Here is a 23,514-nt window from a genome sequence, read left to right on the forward strand (position 1 = left end):
CGCGCGGCGTCGCGCGCCCGACAGGACCGGCCGGACAGAGCTTAGACGGTGCAGGCGGCCCGGAGGGCGGCGAGGTGCCGTTCGGTGAGCCCCAGCCCGTCCTGCCAGAAGTGCTCGAAGCCGGACCAGCCCAGGGCCAGTTCCTCGAAGGCCGCCTCCAGGTAGACCGCCTCCGCGCGGGCCAGCGGCTGCATCAGCGGGTCGACCCGGGCGATCAGGGCCGCCGAGCGGTCATTGGTGAGCAGGTAGTCCGCGAGGACGGTCTCGCGGTCGACGCCGAGCGCGGTGAGCAGCAGCGCCGCCGTCCAGCCGGTGCGGTCCTTGCCGGCGGTGCAGTGGAAGAGCACCGGCGCGCCGTCCGCCTCGGTGATCAGCCGCAGCACGGTGGCGAAGCGGGAGCGGGCGACGGCGTCGGTGACGAACCAGCGGTACATCGAGGTCATCATCGCGGTGCCCCGCCCGTCCCCGAGGACGGCGTGCATCGCCGTCGGGTCGCCGGTGCCCAGCGCCCGGCGCAGTTCCACGTACAGGTCGAAGTCCGCGGAGAACACCGGCAGGTGGTGCAGGGTCGGCCCGAGTCCGTCGGCCGACGGCACGCTCAGGGTGGCCGCGGCGTCCACCGGCAGCACGGCCTCGGCCAGGCCGGGGACGAGGTCGGCGCCCAGGTGGCGGACCTCGTCGAGGCTGCGCAGGTCGATGACGTGCCGCAGCCCGATCGCGCCGAGCAGCGCCCGGTCGGCCTCGCCGAGCCGGCTGAGCGCCTCGGTGCGCAGCAGCGCGCCCGGGCGCACGGTGCGGCCGTCCGCGGTGCGGTAGCCGCCGAGGTCGCGGGCGTTGACGGCGGCGGCCAGGCCGAGGCTTCTGGCGGTCTCGGTGGACGGCGCGGTCACGGGTGCCTCCTCGCGGCGGTGCGGCGGACCCGGTCAGTCTAGGCACGCCGGGCGCCGGGGCCGCCCGGGGTGTCCGGTCGGCCCCGGGCGGGCGGGCGCGGGCGCTACTTGACGGCCAGCCAGATCACACCGGCGACGACCGCCAGGGCCACGATGGCCCCGACGACGATCATCGGGGTGCGGCTCGACGAGGAGCTGCTGCCGTAGGTGGTGACGGTGCCCGGGGCCTGCGGGGCCGGGGCCTCGTCGACGAACGCCCGGAACATCTGGGTCGAGCCGGCGGGGTCGTAGTCGTTGTCAGCCATGGAACGGGACTCTAGCCCTCCGGGGCCGCCCGCCGACACCCCGGTCCCCGTCCCGGGCCCGGTCTGCACGGACCTCTCACCTCGGCCGACCGGGAGGTGAACGCGCGGCCTGCCGGAATCAAGCCGGACCCGAACGGGTTGTCCTCCGTCATGACCAACAGTGAAGCCCCCCGGGTGACCCTCGGCCCCTCCGACCTCGCCGTCTCCCCGCTGTCGCTCGGCGGCAACGTGTTCGGCTGGACGGCCGACGCCGCGCAGTCCTTCGCCGTGCTCGACGCCTACGCGGCGGCGGGCGGCAACTTCATCGACACCGCGGACGTCTACTCGGCCTGGGCGCCGGGCAACTCCGGCGGCGAGTCGGAGACGGTGATCGGCGACTGGCTGCGCAGCCGGGGCAACCGCGAGCAGATCGTGGTCGCCACCAAGGTCGGCTCGCTGCCCGGCCTGGACAACCTGCGGGCCGACACGATCAAGCGCGGCGCGGAGGCTTCGCTGCGCCGGCTCGGCGTCGAGCGGATCGACCTGTTCTACACCCACAAGGACGACCTCGACACCCCGGTGGAGGAGATCGTCACGGCGCTCGACGAGCTGGTCCGCGCGGGCAAGGTGCGCGAGGTCGCCGCGTCCAACATCGGCCCGGAGCGGCTGGCCGCCTCGCTGGAGTTCGCCGGGCGCGAGGGCCTGGCCAAGTACGTCGCGGTGCAGCCGCACTACAACCTGGTCTCCCGCGACACCTACGAGGGCCCGCTGGCGGACGTGGTCGCCGCCCACGGCCTGTCGTCCGTCCCGTACTACGCGCTCGCCTCCGGCTTCCTGACCGGCAAGTACCGCCCGGGCACGGTCGTCGACTCCGCCCGCGCCCAGGGCGCCGGCCGCTACCTGGACGACCCGCGCGGCCCCCGGGTGCTCGCCGCCCTGGACGAGGTGGCCGCCGCCCACGGCACGCAGGTCGCGACGGTGGCCCTGGCCTGGCTCGCCGCACAGCCGACGGTGGCCGCCCCGCTGGCCAGCGCCCGCACGCCGGAGCAGCTGCCCCCGCTGCTGGCCGCCGCCTCGCTCCAGCTGACCGGGGCCGAACTCAAGCTGCTCTCCGAGGCCTCCGCCTGACCTCCCGCCCCGGCACGCACCGGCGCCCCTCCCACCGACGCAGCGGGAGGGGCGCCGCCGTCTCTGCGGGATCTCGCGGTCCGGACCGGTAATCACCCCGATGACCTGCGGCCCTCGGATCGATCTCGCCACGCTGGCGGAGCCCCGGGGCCGCGCCCGTCACTCGTCCTCGTCGTCGAATTCGTAGGGCGGGATGGTCCATCGCAGCACCGTCTCGCCCGCCGCGTCGGCTTCGAGGGTGACCGGATAGACCTGGCCGGCGTCCCGCTCACCGTGGTGCCTCATCGAGTGGTCACCCTGGTCCCATTCGATGCCGAGCGCCTGGCAGCCGCCGACCTCGATCACCCCGGCGCGCAGCGGGTGGTGCCATCCGGCTCGCCGGAAACGGTGGTCGTCGGTGTGCTTGTCGATCGAGACCGCGAGGCCCTTGCCGTGGAGGCGGTCGCACCAGGCGGTGAGTTCGGCCGCGCGGGCGACCGCCTCGGCCAACGGGAGGTCGAGCCACCCGTGCGGTCCTTCGACGCCGTACTGCGCGGTCCGCTCGCCACCGAACTCGGCGTGCGCGTCGTCCGCGTACCGGCCCCAGTAGAAGACGTCGGCGAGTCCGTCGGCCGGCTCGTCGTTCATCCCCGTCCACGCGTCCAGCCCTGTGGCGTCGCCGACGACCATGCCGCACCGGTCGACGGGCAGGTCCCCGAGCCGAACCGGCACCGACCGGTCCGCGGACTCGGGCCACTTGCGGCCGAGGCTGATCTCCAGGGTCGCGATCGCCGGTTCCTCGTCGAACGGAGACGGCGAGGTGCTCGCCCGCACCCCCAACGGCCGGTCGGCGGCGGCCGGGACCGCGACCGCCTCGCACAACCACTCGCGAAGATGGCCTCCGCCCGACGACGCTGCCGCCCTGGCCCGCCCGGACAACGGCTGCCCGAGCTTCCGCCAGTAGTCGATCCACCTGGCCATGCCGAGCACCAGCACGCCGGACGGCGCGTCGACGGATCCCAGCTCCACCCAGGTCTCAGCCATGCGCCGATCCTACGGAGACCGGACGACGCGTGGTTTCCCGGCATTCTGCCGCCGCCGACACGGCAGCGGCAGAATGCCGGGAAACCGACAGGTCCAACGCGGAACCGCCGTCTTCCCGGGCGCTCAGTAGCGGCCCAGGAAGTCCGGGTAGTAGCCGCTGGTGAGGCGGGAGACCCGGACGTTCGTCCCGGGGCGCGGGGCTTCGACGTAGGTGCCGTCGCCGAGGTAGACGGCCACGTGGTGGATGCCGGAGGCCCGGTCGTTGCTGGACCAGAACAGCAGGTCGCCGCGCCGCAGTTGGCCGGAGCCGATCGGGGTGGCGGCCCGGTACTGGTCGGCGGCGACCCGGGGGGTGGAGATCCCGGCCCGGCGGAACGCCTGCTGGACCAGGCCCGAGCAGTCGAACCCGTCGGGTCCGTTGCCGCCCCACACGTACGGTTTGCCGACCTGCGCCAGCGCGTAGGACACCGCCGCCTCGACCCCGCTCGCGGCAGGTCCGTCGGACTGCCCGGCGGGGGCTCCGCTGTCGCCGGTCCGGGAGACGTAGACGTCGTAGTGGCTGGTGTAGCGCCACTCGCCGGCCGCGTTCCTGAACCAGTAGACCTTGCCGTCCCAGCCCTGCCGGATTCCTCCGGAGGACTGCGCCGGGGCGGTCTTCGACGGCGGGGACTGCGGCTGCCCGCTCTTGGCGCCGCCGGTGCGGTCGAGGTAGACGTCGTACCACTTGGTGTAGCGCCACTCGCCGGCCGCGTTCTTGAACCAGTAGACCTTGCCGTCCCAGCCGGGGCCGGACGGTGCGGGCACGGCCTGCGCGGCGGTCGCGTCGAGGCCGAGACCGGCCGCTCCGGCGCCCGCCAGCACGGTGCCGGCCAGCAGGGTCGAACGCACGGCCCGGTGTATTCGGCCCGCCCGCTCGGCCGCGCCGGACCCGCCGGTGCGGGCCGCCGGCCGGGCGCACGGGGCACAGCGGCAGGTCGGGGCACCGTCGGATTCGGCGAAGCCCAGCAGCGGGGCCCCGGAGAAGTCCGGAAGGTCGGTGGGGTCGGTGGATATCGAGGCGAGCGCGGTGGTCACGCGGGTTTCCCTTCCTTGCGGTTCGGGCGGGCGGCCGGGGCGGGCACCGAGGCGGTGACCCCGGCCGGGGCGACGAACGCGACCAGCAGCTGCTCCATCAGGGCGCTGCGCGCGCTGTCGTCCAACTCGTGGGCGGTGGCGTGCTCCAGGCGTCGCACCGCGAGCGCCGCGGCCTCCACCGCGTCGTCCACCAGGACGGTCCGCAGCCCGGCGTCCAGGTCGGCGAGCCGGCGGCGGCGCATCGACTCGGCGACCTCCGGCGCGTAGTCCAGGGCCAGCGGCTGCACCGAGTAGACCTCGACCCCGGCCGGGGCGGTCTCGGCGGCCAGCGCCCGGGTCAGCTCGTCGGCGAACCACTGGCCGTCGCGCAGCGCGGGGCCCGGCGCGGAGTTGGAGTCGCACGGCAGGAGGGAGGCGGTTCGGGTGAGAACGGCCTGCACCTGCTCGCGCAGATACGTTTCGTGTTCGGCGATGCCCAGCGTCACCCGGGCGGTGTCCTTGACCCGCCACACGATCAGCAGCCGCACCACCAGCGGCGTCCCGGCCCGGTCGGTGACGTGCACCGGCTCGCTGCGCCAGTGCCGCAGCCGGACGTCCACCCGGCGGCGGCGCAGCAGCGGGTTCACCCAGAGCAGGCCGGTGCGGCGGACGGTGCCCCGGTAGCGGCCCCACCGGGTCAGCACCCGGGTCTCGCCGCCCGGGTTGGACAGCATCCCGCCGAGCGCGGCCAGCATCACCAGCCCGATCGCGCTGACCGCGGCGACCGTGCCGTCGTCGACCGCGGCCCGCCCGCTGTCCAGCGCGGCCGGGCCGCGCAGGTCGGGCACCCCGGCCAGTCGCGGGAGCGCCCCGGCCCGGGCCAGCACCAGCAGCACCCCGGCCGCCCCGGCCAGCAGCACCAGCAGCGGCAGCCAGCCCGGCAGGACGAAGGCGCGCCGCTCGCGCAGGGACTGGTCCGCGCGCGGCGGCCGGCGGTGGGTCGCGGCCTCCGCCGCCGGGGGCGCCGGCGGCTGCTTCGCGGTGGCCGCGCTGAGCCGGCGGAGCCCGCCGGAGACCGCGCCGCGCGGACCGGTGGCCGCGGCCGCGGGTTCGGCGGCGGTCGGTTCGGCGGCGGGGCGGGGCGCGGGCGGGAGCACGGACGGCTCGTCCGCGCCGACCGGCACCAGGCGGGCCGGGTCGACGGCCGGGTTCACCACCGGGAGCGGCTGGGTGGCCGCGCCCCGGTCGAGGTCGTCCTCGACCGGCGGGGCGGCCGTGATCAGCGGTTTGGCGACGGCCTTGGCGACCGCCTTGGTCAGTTGGGTCGCACCGACCGGGGGCTGGGGTGCGGCGGGGGGCCAGGAGTTGGGTCGCGGCGACGAGTCGCGGGTGACGTCCATGCACGTGTCCTAAGGGTCAGTGTGTCGCGCAACGGGCGGCCCGGATCTGACGGGCAGTGCCAGACTCAGGCTAGGTTGATAAGTCATCAAATGCGACATTTAGCAGGCAGTGTGTCGGTCTGTCCGCTATGCGGATGCGCGTCGGCCCGCCCGCCCTGAACTGCGGGAACGAGCGGACCGACCGGAGATCGGAACCGGACCGGACGGCCCGTCAGCGACGCCGGGTACCACTCCCCCGGCCGAACACCCGGCGAGTCAGCAACCCCACGCCCGCCGCGACCAGCAGCGCCCCGCAGGCCAGCCCGCGCCACCCGGTGGCCGCCGCCCGGTGCGCCGCCGCCACCACGTCCGGCGGCGGCGCGGCCGGCGTCCGCGACTGCGGCTGTGCCTGCACCGCCTCGTCCGCCGGATCGTCCGGGGCCGAGTCGCCGTCGGCCTCCGGCCCCGAACCCGGATCGGGAGCGTGAGTGGTATCGGGAGCGAGGGCTGACGGGGCGTCGGACGGCGGGGCCGGTGCCTGGGCGGACGGGGACGCCGAGAGCGAGGGCGGCGCGGAGGCGGGAGCGGGCCCGGACGGGGCCGGGGACGGCGGGGCGGACAGCACCGTCACGTCCGCCGAAGCCCGCCGGGTCGCGCTCGGCGCCACCGGCGGCAACGGCGTGCCGACCGGGGGCGTCGCGACCGGCGGCGCAGTCGTCACGGGCGGGGCGACCCGGCTCGGCGTGGCCGTCGCGGGCTGCACCGGCCGGGCAGGCGCCCCGGGCGGCACGGGCGCCGGGGCGACCTGACCACCCGTCGGGTCGGCGGTCGGCGGCACCGCGACAGCGTGCGCCTCGGACGGCGAGGGCGCGCCCGGGACGCCGGGTGCGCTCGGCGCGTCCGGGAGGACGCCCGGCGAGGGCGGGGCGGGAGCGGTCGACGTGTCCGGGGTCGGCACGACGATCGGCACCAGGTCGGACGGCACCGGCAGCGTCAGCTCGGGCTCGACCGCCTTGTCCGCCCCCGGCGCGGAGGCGGACGCGGACGCGGAGGCGGAGGCCGACGCGCTCGGCGACGGGGCGGACGTGGGCGTCGGGCTCGCGTCCGCACCGGCCTGGGCGCCCGTCGGCGGGACCACGATCGGCAGCACCTCGGGCGGCACCGGCGCGTCCGGCACCGGCGCGTCCGGCGCCGCCGGGGAGGACGGCACCGCGGGCGAGCCGGAGGGCACGACGCTCGACGGCGCGCCGGACGCGGAGGCGGAGACGGAGGCCGACGCGCTCGGCGACGGGGCGGACGTGGGCGTCGGGCTCGCGTCCGCACCGGCCTGGGCGCCCGTCGGCGGGATCACGATCGGCACCGACGCGTCCGACGCCGCCGGGGAAGGCGCGGCGCTCGACGGCAGGTCGGACGCCGACACGGACGCCGACGCCGACGCACTCGGCACGTCCGCCGCCGCCGGCGACGCACTCGTGCTCGCACTCGGCTCCGCACTCGGGCTCGCGCTCGCGCCCCCGCCCGCCGTCCCGGCGAGGTGCACCGGGACCGGATCGCCCGGGGTGCCGTTGCCCGCGGGGTCGGTGGCGGTGGCGAGGAGGGTGAGGTCGCCGGGGGCGAGGTCGCGGGCGGGGGTGCAGGACCAGGTGCCGTCGGCGGCGGTGACGGCGCTGCAGACGGTGGTGCGTTCGTCGCCGTGGCCGGTGGCGGCGGTGACGGTGACGGTGGTGCCGGGCTCGGCGCGGCCGGTGATCCGGGGGCGGGCGGTGTGCAGGAGTTCGCCGCTGCCGGGGGCGGTGAGCTGCGGGCGGTCGGGGGCGGCGGTGTCGACGGTGAGGGCGACCGCCTTGCCGTCGGAGCGGTTGCCGGCGCCGTCGGCGGCCCGCGGGGTGAGCTGGTAGCGGCCGTCGGCGAGGTTCTCGACCGGCAGGCAGGACCAGGTGCCGTCGGCGGCGACGGCGGTGGAGCAGAGTTCGCCGCCGTCCCGGCCGGGGGTGCCCGCGGTGACGGTGACGGTGGAGCCGGGTTCGCCGAGGCCGGTGAGCAGCAGGCCGGGGTCGTTGGTGTAGGCGGGCAGGGTGAGGACGGGGGCGGTGGGCGGCGTGGTCCGGACGGTCAGCCGGAACTCGTCGCCGCGCAGCACCATGCCGCTGCGGGTGGTCTCCACCGGCACCAGGGCGTGGGTGCCCTCGGTGAGCGGCTGGTCGGGGCGGCAGTTCCAGGAGCCGTCGTTTCCGGCCTTGGCGGTGCACAGGGTGGCGCCGTTCTCCTGGACGGCGATGCTCGCCCCGGCGACCGCGCCGTCGCCGCGGAACTCGGGGCGGGGCTCCCGGGTGGTGCTGCCGGGGATGGGCAGGCCGACCTGGGGCTTGGCGGCGCCGATCGCGATGCCGACCTTCTGGTCGACGACCTGCCCGGAGTCGGCGAAGCCGCCGGGGGTGACGACCTGGGCGCCGCTGCGGGCCAGCCGCAGCCGGACCCAGGTGTCGCCGCCGGTGGCCCCGGCCGGGACCTGCCACTCCAGGGCGGTGCGGTCCGCCCCGGCGGGGACCTCGGTCTGCACCCGCTCCAGCGGGTCGAAGCGGCCGTTGTGGTCGAAGTCGATCCAGCCGGCCAGGACGGCGGGGCCGCTGCCCGCGTTGACCGGCACGTCCAGGTGGTAGTAGCGGCCGACGGCGGTCTCGGCGGGGAAGCTCAGCGTGGGATCGGCGCCCTGGTACTCGGCGCGGCCGGGCTGGAGCAGCGGCGGGGGCGGGCTGGCCCAGGGGCTGCGGCGGCTCTCCCCGCCGTCGATCTCCACGCTGGGGGCGACCGGCCCGGCGTCGGGCGCCGGCGGGGGCGGGCTCGCGGGCGGGCCGGGCCGGAGCGGCCGCTCGACGGTCTGGGCCAGGCCGGGGCGGGCCCGGGTGGCGGTGGTCGCGGCGTCCTGGCCGAGGAACAGGTCGGAGACCAGGTGGGAGACGTTCCCGTAGTCCTGCGGGGCGCTGCCGAGGCCCTCGTCGAGGGTGACGGTGTACGCCTGGCGGAGCGGGGCGGGCGGGGTGGTGGAGCCGTTCTCGGCGGTGGAGCGCTGCTCGACCCGCAGCGACACGGTCGAGACGGTGCCGACGAGTTCGAGGGTGCCGGTGCCGTCGGCGCTGCCGTCCGGCCCGGCGTCGGGGGCGGGGGCGAGCTCGCCGGAGCCGACCGTCCAGCCGCGCCAGCCGGTGCGGCCGACCAGGGCGGGGGCGGCGGGGCTGCCGCCGGTGACGGTCAGCCGGGTGCTGGTGCCGGTGCTGCCGTCCTTCGAAGTGGCCCTCCCGGACAGGCCGCTGACGTGCAGTCGGGGGTTGCGGACCGGGCGGGAGAAGGAGAGCTGGAGGGTGCCGAGGGTGTGCCAGGAGCCGTCGGCGCCGGGGCGGCGCTCGGCGGCCCGGAAGGTCTCGGCCGGGTCGCCGGGGCGGATGCCGTCGGTGTAGGGGCTGTCGCTGCCGCCGGGGCGGTCGGCGAGCCGGCCGGGGGCGGTGTCGACGCTCACCCCGGGGACGGCCGCGTAGTCGAACTGGACGGTGAGGCCGGAGGGCAGGACGGCGCGCCGTTCGGCGGACCAGGCGTCCGGGGTCTGCTGGGCGGCCGTCGGCGGGACGCCCAGGCCGGTGAGCAGCCCGGTGGCGATCAGGGCGGCGGTGCGTCGGCCGATGCGGGGGCGGGCCCGGTCACGGTCGGCCGGGCGGACGTCGGGGGCCGGGGCCCGGTGCGGGAACTGTCGGCACATCCGGCTCTCCTCTCGGTGTCGTCGCCCCCCGGAATCGCGGTCCGATCGCCCTGCACCCGAATGGTCATGACGATCCGACAAAAGGTAATCACGATCTGGTTTCGGTCATACCGCGACACCTGCTCATTTCCGCCGACACCACCCGATTGGCGGCCACTCGGTCAGCAGTGTCTGGATACCCGCCCGACTCACCGTCAACTCCCGCGAACAGGAACCAATCGGGCACTACCGCCCACTGGTTGACTTCCCGTCAGCCATCCCTGTTCGAATTGGTGGGTTTATCAGTAGAGTCGGCGGGCGTGACAATCGATCCCACTCTCGTCAAGAGCAGCTTCGCCGTCGTCGAGCCCCACGGCAGCGAGGTCACCGCCTACTTCTACACGCACCTGTTCGAGCACAACCCGGACGTCCGCAAGCTCTTCGCCGAGCACATGAACGAGCAGCAGGACCGCCTCTGGGCCGCGATAGCCACCCTGGTCGACCGGCTGGAGGACACCGACACCGTGGTCAACGTGCTCCAGGGCCTGGGCCGCCGGCACGCCGGCTACGGCGCCCTCCCCGAGCACTTCCCGGCCGTCGGCGGCAGCCTGCTCGCCGCGCTCGCGCACTTCGCCGGCGACGCCTGGACCCCGGAGGTCGAAGCCGCGTGGACGGCGCTCTACGGCGTCATCACCGAGGTCATGAGCGCGGCGCTGACCGAAGAAGCCACGGGCTGAGAGCCCCCCGGTGGCCTTCGACCCCGCGGTCATCCGCGCCAGCTTCGCCGTCGTCGAGCGCCGCGCCGATCAGCTGACCAAGTTCTTCTACGCCCACCTGTTCACCAACAACCCCGGTGTCGAAGAGCTCTTCCCGGCGCGGCTCGCCGAACAGCGCGACCGCCTCTTCGCCGCGCTCACCCAACTCGTGCTGCGGCTGGAGGACCCGGAGAAACTCACCGACTACCTGGGGGCGCTCGGACGCGACCACCGGAAGTTCCAGGCCGCCCCCGAGCACTACCCCGCCGTCGGGGCCAGCCTGATCGCCGCGCTCAAGCACTTCTCCGGCCACTACTGGACCCCCGAGATCGAGAAGTCCTGGATCGAGGCCTACACGGCCATCTCCCAGGCCATGATCGACGCCGCCGCGGCCGTCCCGGAGTCCACCCCGCGCTGGTGGAACGCCGAGACCACCGGCCACCGCCGCGCCGCCCCCGACCTCGCGGTGCTCACCCTGCGGCCCGACCGGCCGTACCCGTACACCGCGGGCCAGTACCTGACGGTCTGCTCCGACCGCCGCCCCCAGGTCTGGCGGCCCTACTCCGTCGCCTGTGCCCCCCGTCCCGACAACACCCTGGAACTGCACGTCCGCCGGGTCCCCGACGGGGCGGTGTCCACCGCGCTGGTCGACGAGGCCCGGCTCGGCGAGCGCCTGCGGATCGGCCCGCCGCTGGGCGACGCCGTGCTCGCCCCCGGCTCCGACCGGCCGCTGCTGATGGTCGCCGCCGGCACCGGCTGGGCCCCGGTCAAGGCCCTGCTGGAACAACTCGCCCGGGACGGCGGACGGCCCGCCACGGTCTTCGTCGCCGCCCGCGGCGACCAGGACCAGTACGACCTGGACGCCGTGCACGAGATGGTCGGGGAACACGCCTGGCTGCACGCCGTGCTCGCGGCGCCCGGCCCCGGCGCCTCCCGCCACGAGGCCGCCCGGCTGCTGCGCGAGGGCCTGCGCGAGTACGGGGACTGCTCCGGCCACGACATCCACCTGTCCGGCCCGCCCGACCTCGTCCCCGCCGTCGGCGCCCAACTCCTGGAGCAGGGCGCCGAACCCGGCCTCCTCCGGCACGACCCCGTCACGCCCACCTTCAACCGCAGCCGCCCGCTCACCCCCGCGGAGTGGTTCCTCGAAGAGCGCGACGTGCCCTGGATCAACCGGACCGAACTCGGCTGACGCCGCTCCCGCCGCCCCCCGGACACCACAGCGGGGGGCGGCGGGACCGGCGGCACCTCCCGGGAGCACGACGAAGGCCCCGGGCGGGAACCCGGGGCCTTCGGCTGGTGCGCTCAGCAGGATTCGAACCTGCAACCTCTTGATCCGTAGTCAAGTGCTCTATCCGTTGAGCTATGAGCGCTCGGACGGCCCCTTGCGGAGCCGCGAGCGGAGTTTGGTGCGCTCAGCAGGATTCGAACCTGCAACCTCTTGATCCGTAGTCAAGTGCTCTATCCGTTGAGCTATGAGCGCTCGCCCCGGCGGACTGGCCTCCTGGGCGGTGCGGGGACAACATTACATGACCGTCGACCTGGGGCGAAATCGATTGCCGACGGCCCGGCGACCCGGCGGCGCGGGCCCGGACCGCGCCGGACCCGGACGACGCAGGAGCCCCGCCGGTCAGTGACCGACGGGGCTCCCGGTGAGCGGAGGCGGAGGGATTTGAACCCTCGATGGACGGTAAAGCCCAAACCGCATTAGCAGTGCGGCGCCATAGACCGGACTAGGCGACGCCTCCAACAGCCGGACCACGACCGGCACTCCGGCGCGTTCCGTGCGACTGCGATGATGCCACAGCCGACGGCCCCGGCACCAACCACCACAACGATACTGGCCGGGTCGTCCACGGCGCAAAGAAGAATGAGATACTTCCCTCTCCGAGGAGAGCCAGAGCCGCCCGTCGCAGCGGCGGCACGAAGCCGTGAGGAGACCTGTCGACGTGAGCAGCAGGCCGACCCGAGGCGCTGCTCGCCTCGCCGCGATACTCGATGCACTGCCCGAACCGCTGCTGCTGGTGAACAGCAACGGCACCGTGGTCGACGTCAACAAGGCCGCCGTGGAGAGCCTGCAGGCACCCGGCACCTCGCTGGTCGGCATGGGCGTGCTGGACCTGCTGCCGGAGTTCGACCCCAGTCGGATCCCCGGTTCCATGCGGCCCCCCGCGAGCGAGACCGAGAGCCTGGACCGACCGGTCCGAATGACCGCACGGCGCACCGACGGCACCGCCTTCACCGTCGAGGTGTCCGGGAACGACTTCACCGACGAGGGCGGCGGGGAGGCGCACGGCTTCCTGTCCTTCAACACCAACGACCAGGGCCTGCTGCTGCTCCTGGTCCGCGACATGTCGGCCCGGCTCGGCGTGGAGTCCGAGCTGCGCCGCCAGCACAAGCAGACCGAGATGATCCTGCGCGCCGCTGCCGAGGGCGTCCTCGGCGTCGACCTGGAGGGCCGCGTGGTGCTGGTCAACCCGGCCGCCGCGCACATCCTGGACTTCCGGGCCAGCGAGCTCGGCGGCCGCGAGCTGCACCCGCTGATCCAGCACTCGCAGCCCGACGGCAGCCCGCTCGCCGCCGAGAGCTCCGCGCTGATGGACACCCTGCACTCCGGCCGCAAGCACCGGATCCGCGACACCGTGCTGTGGCGCAAGGACGGCCGACCGGTCACCGTCGACCTGACCACCGCCCCCGTCCGGGACGGCGAACAGCTGGTCGGCGCGGTGATGACCTTCACCGACCGCACCCGCGAACTCGCCCTCGCCGCCCGCAACGAGCACCTCACCGCCGTCCTGGAGAGCGAACTCGGCGGGGCGCTCACCGCGCTGCACGGCCGGATCGACGCGCTGGCCGCCGACCCCGCCGGGCAGCTCTGGCCCGAGGCCAACTGGACGCTGCGCCGGCTCGCCGACGAGTGCCGCCGGTTCGGGAAGCTGATCGACGGCGTGCTGGAGCACCAGCGCTTCGAGTCCGCCGCCGACCGCGGCAAGGCGTCCCTCGACCGCGAGCGGGTCGGCCTGGACGAGGTCGTGCAGCTCGCCGTCGACCGGGCCGGGGAACTCGTCGGGCCCGGCCGGGTCCGCTACTCGGTGCACGCCGCCGCCGTGAAGGTGCTCGCCGACCGCGAGCGGCTCGCCCGGGCGCTCGCCCACCTGGTGGCCGACGTCAGCGGCGTCACGCCCGTCCCCGGGCCGGCCCGGACCGAGGGCGAGGGCCCCGCCGGGGCCTCGTTCGCCGGGCCCGCGCCGGCCGGCGAACAGCCCCCGATGGTGGTGCTGGCCGCCGCCCGGCGCGGCGACGTCGCCCGGATCGAGGTGCGCGGCCCCGCCCGCAGCTCCAGCGCCGTGCACCTGCCGATCGCCCGGGCCGCCGTCCAGCGGCACGGCGGCGTGCTCCAGCGCCACGACCTGCCCGACGGGGGCGGCGCCACCTACGTGGTGGAACTGCCGCTCGACCCCGACAGCGACGCGTCCGGCGGGCCGGACAAGCAGCAGCACGTCCCCAAGGACTCCGACACCGCGATGATCCCGGACCTGCCCGGGCAGGCCGGTCCGGCGGGTCCGGACGCTCCGGCCGGACCGCGTCCGGCCGAGGGCGGGGCGTCGGGCGACCCGGCGGCTGCGGGCACCCCGGCGGCCTCGGGCACCGGGGCGCGCGCCGACGACACCCAGGGCTCCGGCCGCCGTCGGGCCCGGGCCGCCGAGGCGCGCGAGGGCCGGGACGCGCCGGAGCAGCAGGCCCCGCGCGGGCCGATCGCGCTCGGCGCCGGGCCGGCCGCGGACGACACCTCCGGCGGCGGCGCGATCGCCCTCGGACCGGCCGAGGGCCCCGAGGGCGGCGCCCGCTCCGGGCGGCGGGCCCGCCGGGCCGCCGCGCAGGCCGCGCCCGGCGACAGCTCCGGGGCACTGCGCATCCCCGGCGTCCCCGACCCCGGGACGCCCGTCTACCCGGGCCTGGAGAGCGCGCTGGCGGCCGCCACCCCGGAGCCGGTCACCCCGACCGCCCAGCCCACCGGACGCCGGCGGCGGCTCGCGCTGCCCGCCGACACCGCCCAGAGCGCGGAGGAGGTCACGGCGGTCCTGCCGCCCGTTCCCGCCGCCGACCCGGCCCCGCCGGCCGCGCCGGGCGCACCGGCACCGGGCGCTGGTGCCCCGGACGCCGGGCCGTCGAACGGCGCGCTGGAGGTCGCCCGCCCCGCCGCCGCGGCGCTGCCCGCCGGGGCGGACGCCGCCCCGCAGGCCCCCGAGCCGGTCGGCAGCGGACTGGGCGAGTTGCTGCCGCCGCGGCCGATGGGCGGTTTCCCGGCCGCGTTCCCCGGCGCTCCGGTGCCGGGCCAGGCACCCGCCCAGAACGCGCTGCCCGTCGGCGGGAGCGGCCCGTCCGCGGTCGACCCCGTCCTGCTGAACGGCCAGCGCCTGGGTGGGACGGCCCCGCAGGGCGGGCCCGGCGAGGGCGGCGGCCCCGGGGCGGCCCTGGCGCTGCCCGGCGGACCGGGCGGCGCACCCGTCGAGGGGCGCACTCCGCCCCGGCCGATGGCCGAACTCGCCCGGGCCAGGGACCTCCCGCAGGACGGCCCGCGCCCGCTGCTGGTGTGGCCCGAGCCCGACCCGTCCACCCGGGGCGCGCTGGAGACCCGGGGCTTCCGGCCGGTCGTCGTCGCCTCCCGCGAGGAGGTGGACGCGCAGGTGCCGCAGGCCCCCGCCGCGCTGTTCGTCGACCCGCTGACCGGCCCGATCACCCGTACCGCGCTGCAGTCGCTGCGCACCGCCGCGCTGGCCGGGCGGGTGCCGGTGCTGCTGGCCGCCGGCCTCGGCCAGGCCACCCGGGACGCCGCGTACGGCGCCGATCCGGCGGTGCTGCTGCGGGCGCTCGCGCCCCGGGACGGCGAGAACCACGCGGCCCGGGTGCTGCTGGTGGAGTCCGACCCGGAGGTCGCGGCGGCGCTGGTGGCCAGCCTGGAGCGGCGCGGCATGCACGTCGAGCACGCCGCCGACGAGAACGAGGCGGTGGCCCGGGCCAGCAGCCTCCAGCCGAACCTGGTGGTGCTGGACCTCCAGCGGATCGAGCGCCGCAACCTCGGGCTGCTCGACTGGCTGCGCGCCAACGACCGCCTGCACCGCACCCCGCTGGTCGTCTACACCTCGGCCGACCTGGACCCGCAGGCCCGGGCCGGACTGCGCACCGGCGAGAACGTGCTGTTCCTCGCCGAACGCTCCACCACCGAGGACGTGCAGGGCCGGATCGTCGAACTGCTGGCCAGGATCGGCGCGTTGGGCCAGTTCGCGGGGGCGGGTAGCAGCACCTCCTTCTGACGGGTCGTCAATCGCCTTCTCCGGGAGGACCGGCCGACGGGAGGCGGGCCACCAGGCGGGCACCGTGCGGCGATCCGGCGGCGCGCAGGGTGCCGCCGTCGCGCTCGGCCAGGTCGCGGGCGATGGCCAACCCCAGCCCGGCGCCGCCGAGTTCGCGGCTGCGGTCGTCGTCGAGCCGGGTGAAGCACTCGAACACCCGCTGCCGGCCCGGCTCCGGGATGCCCGGGCCGTCGTCGCGCACCTCCAGCACCCCCTCGTGCTCCTCGACGGACAGCTCGGCCTCCACCCGGCCCGCGGCGTAGCGCCGGGCGTTGTCGACCAGGCCGGCGAGCAGCCCGGTCAGCCGGATGAGGTTGCCCAACACCCTTGCCACGAAGGCGAGTTCGGCTCGGATCGGGACGCGGTCGGCAGCCCGGTCGGCCGGTACTCCGGTGACCCGCAGGTCCAGGTCCAGGAGTCGGGTGGCGACCGGTTCGGCGGCGGTTCCTGGTCGGTGGAGGTGCTCGGGCCGGACGGCGTCCGGCACCTGGTGGCGGTCGACGGCGCCGACGGGTCGGTCACCGGCAACCAACACCGTCGCCGCCGGACGCCGAGCAGCCGGGGTGGTGGCCGGGGTCAGTGGTAGGCGTGGACCACCGCGTGGCCCCGGCCGCGGCCGATCAGCCAGCGGTTGACCGGGACGGTGACCAGGAAGGCCAGCACCAGGGAGCCGGCCAGCGACGCCCAGAACAGCGCCTGGCCGAGACCCGCGTCCATCGCCCCGGGAACGGTCACCATGACGCCGTTGTCGATCAGCTCCATGACGATGATCGACACGGTGTCGGCGGCCAGCGCGACCTTCAGCGCGGCCCGGAAGGGCAGACCGGCCCTCCGCACGCCCCGCATGGTCAACGCGTAGCCGAACACGAAGGCGAGCGCGGTCGACAGCACCACGGTCGCGCCGTTGTGCAGGCCGAGGCCGACGCCGATCACCTGGCCGAGCACCTCGCCGATGGCGCAGCCGGTGAGGCAGTGCAGGGTCGCCTGCGCGGCGGTGCGCCAGCCGCTGCCGCCACCGCCGCCGTGCCCGGGGTGCGGGTGCGGGGCGTGCTGCGCGTGCCCCTGGTGCGTGCTGTGCTCCATGACGGCCCTCCTCGTCCGAACCGGTGCGGGTTCCTCCGACCACGAAGAACCACATACCCCCATGGGGTATTCCCAACCGGTCCCCGGAGCTTCCCGAGGAGGGCCGTCCGGCGTCAGCTCTTGTCGGACTTGCCGAGCACCGTCACGTCGAGGCGCTCCGCCGCGTAATCCGCCCGGATCACCTTCTTGTCGAACTTGCCGACCGAGGTCTTCGGCACCGACTCGATCAGCGACCAGCGCTCCGGCAGCTGCCAGGAGGCGACCCGTTCGGCCAGGAAGGCCCGCAGCTCGGGCAGACCGGCCGTGGCGCCGGGCCGCAGCACCACGGTGGCCAGCGGGCGCTCGCCCCACTTCTCGTCCGGGACGGCCACCACCGCGGCCTCGGCGACCTCGGGGTGCGCCATCAGGTGGTTCTCCAGCGCGACCGAACTGATCCACTCGCCACCGGACTTGATCACGTCCTTGGCCCGGTCGGTGAGGGTCAGGTAGCCGTCGGCGGTGATGGTGCCGACGTCGCCGGTGCGCAGCCAGCCGTCCGGGCTGAACTTGTCCTCGGGGGACTCGGCCTCGTTCCCCGCGCCGCCGAAGTACGCCGCGGCGATCCACGGCCCGCGCACCTCCAGCTCGCCCTCGGCGGTGCCGTCGTGCGGCACCGGCTCGCCGCCGGGGCCGATCAGCCGCGCCTGCACGGAGGCCGGGAAGACGCCCTGGGTGACCCGGTACGCCCACTCGTCCTCGCCGGTGACGCCGGCGGGCGGGTGCGCGACGGTGCCCAGCGGGGAGGTCTCGGTCATGCCCCAGGCGTGGATCACCCGGATGCCGTGTCGCTCCTGGAAGGCCCGCATCAGCGCGGGCGGACAGGCCGAGCCGCCGATGACGACGGTCTCCAGGGTGGAGGTGTCGTAGTCGCCGGCGTCCAGCTCGTCCAGCAGGCCGGTCCAGATGGTCGGGACGGCCGCGCCGAAGGTCGGCTTGACCCGGTCGATCATCTCGGCGAGCGGCTTGGGCTGCAGGAAGCGGTCCGGCATCAGCAGGCTCGAACCGGTCATGAACGCCGCGTGCGGGATGCCCCAGGCGTTGACGTGGAACATCGGCACGACCGGCAGCACGGTGTCGCGGGCGGTCAGGCCGAAGCTGGAGGCGGCGATGATCTGCATCGAGTGCAGGTAGATCGAGCGGTGGCTGTAGACCACGCCCTTGGGGTCGCCGGTGGTGCCGGAGGTGTAGCAGAGCGCGGCGGCCTGCTTCTCGTCGATGTCGGTCTGCCACGGGTAGTCGGTCGGCCGGCCCGCGATCAGTGCCTCGTACTCGTGTACCGTCCCGTCGAACCCGGCCAGCAGCGCCGGGTCGTACGCCCCGGACACCACGATGTGCTCGACCGTCCCGGCCAGCTGCGGCAGCACGGCGGCCAGCAGCGGGAGCACCGTGCCGTTGACGATGATCACCCGGTCAGCGGCGTGCTTGACGATGTAGACCAGCTGGTGCGCGGGCAGCCGCAGGTTCAGGGTGTGCAGCACCGCGCCCATGGACGGTATGGCCAGGTACGCCTCCTGGTGCTCGGTGTTGTTCCACATCAGCGTCGCCACGACGCTCCCGTCCGTCACCCCGAGCTCGTCGCGGAGGGCGTGGGCGAGCTGTCCGGCCCGGGCACCGATCTCGGCGAAGGTCCGCACCACCGGGCCGTCCTCGGTCCAGGTGGTGACGGTCGACCGGCCATGGATGGTGGAGCCGTGCTGCAGAATCCGGGCAACCGTGAGCGGAACGTCCTGCATCGTGCTGTACACGCGGGTCCTCCTTGACCGGCCGGCACGTTGCTACCCGCAGGTAGCAAGCGATTTCTCCGATTGTTTCCCCGGCACACCCCCGCTGTCAGTAGTCGCAACCGAGATGAGACCGACCCCGCTCCCCGCAGGTCGCGGGGCGTGGGGGCCGGGTGGCCGTGCGTGCTTCCGGCCGCCCCCGGCTCCTCAGCGCTGCTCAGCGGGCGACCGGGGCGTCCACCTGGTTGCGGTCGATGGCCAGTGCGGCGCCGCCGTAGCTCTCCTGGGCGTTGCCGTGGTGCTGGTGGATCCGGGAGTGGCCGACCCACAGGTCGTCGCCGAGTCGGCCCGCGCCGTCGGTGGTGGTGGCCCGGTCGTCCCAGTTGGCGTACCAGACCGCGTCCGGGAGCGGACCGCTGCCGGCCCGGGCGGCGGCGGCCAGGTCGGCCACCCCCGAGTTGGTGGAGGAGTAGAAGCCGGAGCGGAAGCCCGCCCGGTGCAGCGCCTGCGTCCAGGCGACGGTGAAGTCCATCACCGCCTGGCTGCACGCCCGGTTGCCGCTCGGGTACGCCTCGATGTCCAGGTAGACGGGGGTGCCGGTGCGCAGCCCGAGGTTCTTCACCGCGCGCACCGCCTCGGCCGCCTCCTCCTTGCCCTGCTGGACCGCCTTCGCCGGGTCGATCCGCTGCGCCTTGTTGCTCGGCGCCATGCACGGGGCCTGCCGTCCGACGTGGGTGGGGATCAGCTGCCAGCCCATCTCGCGGACCTCGCTCACCCAGGCCGCCGTCAGCCGGGACTGGCCGCAGGCCCGCTGCCGTCCGCTGGTGTAGATCCCGACCGCGCCGTACGGGGAGGTGCCCCACCAGGCGCGCATGGTCTCCACAGGCGGCGCGGAGCAGGCGTCGAACCCGGCGCCGGTGAACACCTCGGCGGGCAGCGGTTCCCGGCGCGCGCTCAACGGGTCGGCCAGCAGCGTCCGACGCAACCGGACGGGCGGTGCCGCGGCGGCGGTCCGCGCCTCGGTCCGGGCCTCGGTCAGCGCGGCGGCCTGGTGTGCCACCGCGGGCAGCTGCCGGGCCGGCGGCTGCTGGGCGGCGAGTTCGGGGACGAGCGGCTGGGGCTGCCGGGGTGCGGAGGCGGAGACGGAAGTGGAGGTGGAGGTGGAAGCGGGGACGGGGGCGGGGGCGATGGCGGCGGTCGGGCCGGTCGTCGGCATTCCGACGGCCCCCTGGTCGGTGGCGAGCAGCAGGACGAGTGACGCGGCCGTCAGGGCCGCGGGGCCGAGGTAGCGCACCCTCCAGAACTACTGACGGGCCGTCAGCCTGCCCGGCAGGACACGCCGTCGCCGTCGCCCGGTCACCCGGGTGGCTCTGTGGCGACGCTCACCGGTAACCGTCTTTGACCATTTCCACTCCTTACGCCAGACTCGATCACATGCCAGGCACGTCCCTCACCGTTGAAAGCACAAGCGAGCTCCCAGTCGTCACCTCCGTTTCGAAGGCCGACTCCGGTTCCGGCCGGGCACGGGCGGGCGGCCTGCGCCGCCCCGGCGTGCGACGACCGGACGTGCGACGGGTGCACGGTGTCCGGCAGCGGCTGGGGCGCGTCCCGGCTCCGGTGCTCTGCCTGGTGTCGATGCTGGCGGTGCAGCTCGGGGTGGCGGCGTCCAAGCCGCTGTTCGGGGTGCTGGGGGTGGCGGGTGCGACCTTCCTGCGGATCTCCTTCGCCGCCGTCGTGCTGCTCGCCGTCACCCGGCCCCGGCTGCGCGGCCGCAGTCGGCGGGACCTGGCGATGGCCGGACTGCTCGGCGTCGCCTCCGCCGGGATGACCCTGCTGTTCGCGGGCGCCGTCGACCGGCTGCCGATGGGCACCGCGGCCACCATCGAGTTCCTCGGCCCGCTGGCCGTCGCCCTGGTCTTCGCCCGCCGCGCCGGGCACGTGCTGTGGGCGGCGCTGGCCGCCGCCGGGGTCGCCCTGCTCACCCTGCTGGGCGGCGAGGGCGGCTCCGGCCCGGGCGGCCTGGACCCGGTCGGCCTGGCCTGCGCGTTCGGCGCGGCCGCCTGCTACGCGGGCTACATCCTGTTCACCGACAAGGTCGGCGCGGCCTTCAAGGGCTTCGAGGGCCTGGCGGTGTCGTTCACCATCGGCACCGTCGTGCTCGCCCCGTTCGGCGCCGCCGAGGCGGTGCACGGCCTGTCCGGTTCCGACTCCCCCGGGCTGCTGCTGCTCGCCGTCGCGGGGGTCGCGCTGCTCTTCCCGGTGCTGCCGTACGCGCTGGAGATGACCGCACTGCGCCGGATGTCGCAGCGGGTGTTCAGCGTGATCGTCAGCCTGGACCCGGCGGTCAGCGCCCTGGTCGGCCTGCTGGTGCTCGGCCAGGTGCTGGGGCTGCCGCAGGTGCTGGGCATCTGCTGCGTGGTCGCCGCGAGCGTGGGGGCGACGCTGACCGCGCGCCGCTGAGCCGCGCCGGGCCGCCGGGGGCGCTGGGCTGTTGGGCCGCCGGGTGGCGCTGGGCCGCCGGGCCGCCGGGTGGACCGGCCCCGGCCGGACCGGACCGGGACGCGCCTCGGGGGCGCGGCAGCCGTCGTGTGGCGGTGCCGCGCCCCCGAGGGGTTCCGATCGTCGTCCGTTGTACGCCCCGAGGCGGTGACCCTTTCCACTCCCGGGTGCTCCGGCGGTCCGTGCTCCGTCCGGTCCGGCGCCCCCGCCGGTCCGTGCGCACCTCCCGCCGGGAGGTCAGTACGAGTAGACCGGCGCGAAGACGAGGTTGAAGTTCTTGTTGGACTGGTCGGCGTAGACGACCCCGGTGTTCCCCTTCACCCCGAGGGTGTTGTTCTGGTTCGACGCACCGGCACCGGTCGCCGTCTGCTGGGTGGAGTTGTAGTTGCCGTCGACCGGTCCGAAGATGTTGCCGCTGCCGAAGTCCGAGACCACGCTGCTGTTCGAGCCGTGGCCGGCAGCCGCACCGTTGTCGGCCGCCGCGGCACCCGCCCCGGCCAGCAGCAGACCCGCTGCGAGCGGGACGGACGCGACCAGCGCGGCCAGGCGTGTGGTGCGGAAGCGCGCCATGGGATTCCCTCCGTTGGTTCTTGGTTGGTTCTTGCCGGTTATTGCGAGCTGGAAAAAAGGTGTTCCGGAGTTCGCGGCCAGACGAGGCTCCGGGGGCTGCGACGCCGAGGGACAGACTTCCGCAACAAATCGACAAAGCACCAGCACCGCTGAGCCTTTTCCCCCATTAGCGTGACGCGGCGGCACTGGCGCATAATCCCGGCCCGATCGGTTCGTCGACAGACACACCGTCTGCGAGCTGGCGATTCGCCCGGACGGCGGGAGCCGTACCGCCGTCCGGGCGGGGGCGCGGCGACCGGTTTCCGGCGAGTCGCGCAAGCCCCGGGGCGCACGAACGGTCCGGCCGCGCCCCGCCGGGGTCGCATGACCGCACAAAGTCGATATTCAGCCACTGCCGAAATTCCTCATACCATCCGGATGCCACACTATGATGGTCGGGTAAATGGCAGGCGAATTTCCCGACCGTCATCTTGTGATGATCGGGAAATTTTCTCTGCGGCTGGGGGTCGGGGGATCGAAGCAGGAACCCGACCGGCCGGACAGCAGACCGAGCGGACGGCCGAGCGAGCGGACGGCCGAGCGAGCGGGTCAGAGCATCTTGCCCGGGTTGAGGATGCCCAGCGGGTCGAACGCCGCCTTGATCTGGCGCTGCAGCTCCAGCCCGACCGGGCCCAGCTCCCGGGCCAGCCACTCGCGCTTCAGCAGGCCGATGCCGTGCTCGCCGGTCACCGTCCCGCCCAGTTCCAGGCCGAGCGCCATGATCTCGTCGAAGGAGCTCCGGGCCCGGGCCGTCTGCTCCTCGTCCTTGGCGTCGAAGATCACCACCGGGTGGGTGTTGCCGTCGCCCGCGTGCGAGACCACGCCGATGGTCAGCCGGTGCCGGTCGGCGATCTCGGCGACGCCGTTCAGCATCGCGGCCAGCGCGCTCCGCGGCACCGCCACGTCGTCGATCATCGTGGTGCCCATCCGCTCCAGCGCGGGCAGCGACAACCGCCGCGCCTGGAGCAGCAGTTCGGACTCCGCCCGGTCCTCGGCCGGCACCACCCCGGTGGCCCCGGCGGCGGTGCACAGCGACTCGACCTCGGCCAGCCGCTCGCGCTGGTCCGGGCCGTCGAAGGCGACCAGCAGCAGGGCCCGGGTCGACTCCGGCAGGCCCATCCGCGCCATCTCGTTGACCGCCCGGACGGTGGTGGCGTCCATCAGCTCCATCAGCGAGGGCGCGTGCCCGGCCGCCATCACCTCGCACACCGCCCGCCCGGCGGCGTCCACCGAGTCGAACTCCGCGGCCAGCACCAGCTGAGGCCCCGGCGCGGGGCGCAGCGCCAGCACCGCCTCGACCACCACGCCCAGGGTGCCCTCCGAGCCGACCAGCAGCCGGGTCAGGTCGTACCCGGCGACGCCCTTGGCGGTGCGCCGTCCCGTCCGCAGCAGCCGCCCGTCCGCCAGCACCACGTCCAGGCCGAGCACGTACTCGCTGGTCACCCCGTACTTCACGCAGCACAGGCCGCCGGCGCCGGTGCCGATGTTGCCGCCGATGGTGCAGGACTCCCAGCTCGACGGGTCCGGCGGGTAGGACAGGCCCAGGGCCTCGGCGGCGCGGGACAGCTCGGCGTTGACCACGCCCGGCTGCACCACGGCGATCCGGTCGACCGCGTCGAGGTGCAGGATCCGGTTCATCCTGGTCAGCGACAGCAGGATGCAGCCGTCCACCGCGTTCGCCCCGCCCGACAGTCCCGTCCGGGCGCCCTGCGGCACCACCGGGACCCGCAGCTCGGTCGCCGTCCGCAGCACGAACCGCACCTGCTCGACCGTCTCCGGGAACACCAGCACCGCCGGTTCGCCCGCGGCGCAGAACCCGGCCATGTCCCGCGCGTACGCGGCCGTCACGTCCGGATCCACCGCCACCGCACCGTCGGGCAGCCCCGCGCGCAGCCGTTCGACCAACTCACCCACGGCAAAGACCTCCACTCGCCTCGTCCACACGCCCATCCCACTCCCCCGGCTCC

The 23,514-nt window shown here is 75.1% G+C and carries 17 protein-coding genes and 3 tRNA genes; 5 read left to right on the forward strand and 15 right to left on the reverse strand.

All coding sequences use genetic code 11. The features are described 5' to 3' along the window. Positions 1-41 precede the first annotated feature (41 nt). Positions 42-890 (reverse strand): tyrosine-protein phosphatase, encoded by an 849-nt coding sequence (locus tag ACIQVD_RS16430; RefSeq protein WP_100837370.1) that lies wholly within the window; start codon positions 888-890, stop codon positions 42-44. A 104-nt stretch (positions 891-994) separates the two neighbouring features. Continuing rightward, entirely contained in the window at positions 995-1,195 is a 201-nt protein-coding gene (locus tag ACIQVD_RS16435) for a hypothetical protein (RefSeq protein WP_400683448.1), read from the reverse strand. Between the two features lie 150 nt (positions 1,196-1,345). Between ACIQVD_RS16435 and ACIQVD_RS16440 the strand changes: the two genes are divergently transcribed. Beyond that, on the forward strand, positions 1,346-2,302 hold the full coding sequence (locus ACIQVD_RS16440) for an aldo/keto reductase (RefSeq protein ID WP_402289702.1): 957 nt from the start codon (positions 1,346-1,348) through the stop codon (positions 2,300-2,302). Between the two features lie 159 nt (positions 2,303-2,461). Here the strand turns inward: ACIQVD_RS16440 and ACIQVD_RS16445 are convergent, their stop codons facing one another. The 4 genes from ACIQVD_RS16445 to ACIQVD_RS16460 all read right to left on the reverse strand — a co-directional run bounded on the left by ACIQVD_RS16445 (position 2,462) and on the right by ACIQVD_RS16460 (position 9,508). Then, positions 2,462-3,325: a hypothetical protein gene (locus tag ACIQVD_RS16445; RefSeq protein ID WP_402289704.1), complete on the reverse strand. Its 864-nt coding sequence runs from the start codon at positions 3,323-3,325 to the stop codon at positions 2,462-2,464. A 123-nt stretch (positions 3,326-3,448) separates the two neighbouring features. Next, positions 3,449-4,399, reverse strand: a complete 951-nt coding sequence (locus tag ACIQVD_RS16450) for a C40 family peptidase (protein ID WP_402289707.1) — start codon at positions 4,397-4,399, stop codon at positions 3,449-3,451. Continuing rightward, positions 4,396-5,778, reverse strand: coding sequence for an SPFH domain-containing protein (locus ACIQVD_RS16455; protein ID WP_402289709.1), 1,383 nt, complete (start codon positions 5,776-5,778; stop codon positions 4,396-4,398). The genes ACIQVD_RS16450 and ACIQVD_RS16455 overlap by 4 nt, the downstream gene beginning before the upstream one ends. A gap of 211 nt (positions 5,779-5,989) precedes the next feature. After that, the gene (locus ACIQVD_RS16460) at positions 5,990-9,508 is read right to left on the reverse strand and encodes an Ig-like domain-containing protein (RefSeq protein WP_402289711.1); all 3,519 of its coding nucleotides are present in this window, start codon (positions 9,506-9,508) and stop codon (positions 5,990-5,992) included. Positions 9,509-9,807: 299 nt separating this feature from the next. Here ACIQVD_RS16460 and ACIQVD_RS16465 point away from each other — a divergent pair, with 299 nt between their 5' ends. Both ACIQVD_RS16465 and ACIQVD_RS16470 read left to right on the forward strand, forming a co-directional pair. Further along, positions 9,808-10,224 (forward strand): globin domain-containing protein, encoded by a 417-nt coding sequence (locus tag ACIQVD_RS16465; RefSeq protein ID WP_400683434.1) that lies wholly within the window; start codon positions 9,808-9,810, stop codon positions 10,222-10,224. 10 nt (positions 10,225-10,234) lie between these two features. Beyond that, entirely contained in the window at positions 10,235-11,434 is a 1,200-nt protein-coding gene (locus ACIQVD_RS16470; protein ID WP_402289714.1) for a globin domain-containing protein, read from the forward strand. A 105-nt stretch (positions 11,435-11,539) separates the two neighbouring features. On the opposite strand, the gene ACIQVD_RS16475 is transcribed toward ACIQVD_RS16470, so the two are convergent. The 3 genes from ACIQVD_RS16475 to ACIQVD_RS16485 all read right to left on the reverse strand — a co-directional run bounded on the left by ACIQVD_RS16475 (position 11,540) and on the right by ACIQVD_RS16485 (position 11,990). Further along, positions 11,540-11,615 (reverse strand) — tRNA-Arg (locus ACIQVD_RS16475). Between the two features lie 34 nt (positions 11,616-11,649). Next, positions 11,650-11,725 (reverse strand) — tRNA-Arg (locus ACIQVD_RS16480). A gap of 174 nt (positions 11,726-11,899) precedes the next feature. Continuing rightward, positions 11,900-11,990 (reverse strand) — tRNA-Ser (locus ACIQVD_RS16485). A 201-nt stretch (positions 11,991-12,191) separates the two neighbouring features. Between ACIQVD_RS16485 and ACIQVD_RS16490 the strand changes: the two genes are divergently transcribed. Further along, the gene (locus tag ACIQVD_RS16490) at positions 12,192-15,557 is read left to right on the forward strand and encodes a PAS domain-containing protein (RefSeq protein WP_402289717.1); all 3,366 of its coding nucleotides are present in this window, start codon (positions 12,192-12,194) and stop codon (positions 15,555-15,557) included. A 7-nt stretch (positions 15,558-15,564) separates the two neighbouring features. Here ACIQVD_RS16490 and ACIQVD_RS16495 read toward each other — a convergent pair whose 3' ends face one another. From ACIQVD_RS16495 to ACIQVD_RS16510, 4 genes are all read right to left on the reverse strand, one after another. Next, positions 15,565-16,128, reverse strand: a complete 564-nt coding sequence (locus tag ACIQVD_RS16495; RefSeq protein ID WP_402289719.1) for an ATP-binding protein — start codon at positions 16,126-16,128, stop codon at positions 15,565-15,567. A 44-nt stretch (positions 16,129-16,172) separates the two neighbouring features. Further along, positions 16,173-16,679, reverse strand: coding sequence for a DUF4396 domain-containing protein (locus ACIQVD_RS16500; protein ID WP_402289722.1), 507 nt, complete (start codon positions 16,677-16,679; stop codon positions 16,173-16,175). A 113-nt stretch (positions 16,680-16,792) separates the two neighbouring features. Beyond that, positions 16,793-18,463, reverse strand: a complete 1,671-nt coding sequence (locus ACIQVD_RS16505) for a long-chain fatty acid--CoA ligase (RefSeq protein WP_400683424.1) — start codon at positions 18,461-18,463, stop codon at positions 16,793-16,795. A gap of 193 nt (positions 18,464-18,656) precedes the next feature. Continuing rightward, a complete protein-coding gene (locus ACIQVD_RS16510; RefSeq protein ID WP_402289725.1) occupies positions 18,657-19,733 on the reverse strand; it encodes a DUF1906 domain-containing protein in 1,077 nt (358 codons plus the stop codon). Positions 19,734-20,014: 281 nt separating this feature from the next. Between ACIQVD_RS16510 and ACIQVD_RS16515 the strand changes: the two genes are divergently transcribed. Beyond that, positions 20,015-20,899, forward strand: a complete 885-nt coding sequence (locus tag ACIQVD_RS16515; RefSeq protein WP_402289728.1) for an EamA family transporter — start codon at positions 20,015-20,017, stop codon at positions 20,897-20,899. A gap of 276 nt (positions 20,900-21,175) precedes the next feature. On the opposite strand, the gene ACIQVD_RS16520 is transcribed toward ACIQVD_RS16515, so the two are convergent. Continuing rightward, a complete protein-coding gene (locus ACIQVD_RS16520) occupies positions 21,176-21,508 on the reverse strand; it encodes a hypothetical protein (RefSeq protein ID WP_400683415.1) in 333 nt (110 codons plus the stop codon). 588 nt (positions 21,509-22,096) lie between these two features. After that, positions 22,097-23,497 (reverse strand): FAD-binding oxidoreductase, encoded by a 1,401-nt coding sequence (locus ACIQVD_RS16525; RefSeq protein WP_402289731.1) that lies wholly within the window; start codon positions 23,495-23,497, stop codon positions 22,097-22,099. Positions 23,498-23,514 lie beyond the last annotated feature (17 nt).

The sequence above is a fragment of the Kitasatospora sp. NPDC090308 genome (genome assembly GCF_044769485.1).
Classification (GTDB): domain Bacteria; phylum Actinomycetota; class Actinomycetes; order Streptomycetales; family Streptomycetaceae; genus Kitasatospora; species Kitasatospora fiedleri.

Bases quoted from the DNA above. Each gene is read 5' to 3' on its own strand.
- ACIQVD_RS16435 (WP_400683448.1), bottom strand. From the start codon at position 1,195: ATGGCTGACAACGACTACGACCCCGCCGGCTCGACCCAGATGTTCCGG.
- ACIQVD_RS16440 (WP_402289702.1), top strand. From the start codon at position 1,346: ATGACCAACAGTGAAGCCCCCCGGGTGACCCTCGGCCCCTCCGACCTC.
- ACIQVD_RS16445 (WP_402289704.1), bottom strand. From the start codon at position 3,325: ATGGCTGAGACCTGGGTGGAGCTGGGATCCGTCGACGCGCCGTCCGGC.
- ACIQVD_RS16455 (WP_402289709.1), bottom strand. From the start codon at position 5,778: ATGGACGTCACCCGCGACTCGTCGCCGCGACCCAACTCCTGGCCCCCC.
- ACIQVD_RS16460 (WP_402289711.1), bottom strand. From the start codon at position 9,508: ATGTGCCGACAGTTCCCGCACCGGGCCCCGGCCCCCGACGTCCGCCCG.
- ACIQVD_RS16500 (WP_402289722.1), bottom strand. From the start codon at position 16,679: ATGGAGCACAGCACGCACCAGGGGCACGCGCAGCACGCCCCGCACCCG.
- ACIQVD_RS16520 (WP_400683415.1), bottom strand. From the start codon at position 21,508: ATGGCGCGCTTCCGCACCACACGCCTGGCCGCGCTGGTCGCGTCCGTC.
- ACIQVD_RS16525 (WP_402289731.1), bottom strand. From the start codon at position 23,497: ATGGGCGTGTGGACGAGGCGAGTGGAGGTCTTTGCCGTGGGTGAGTTG.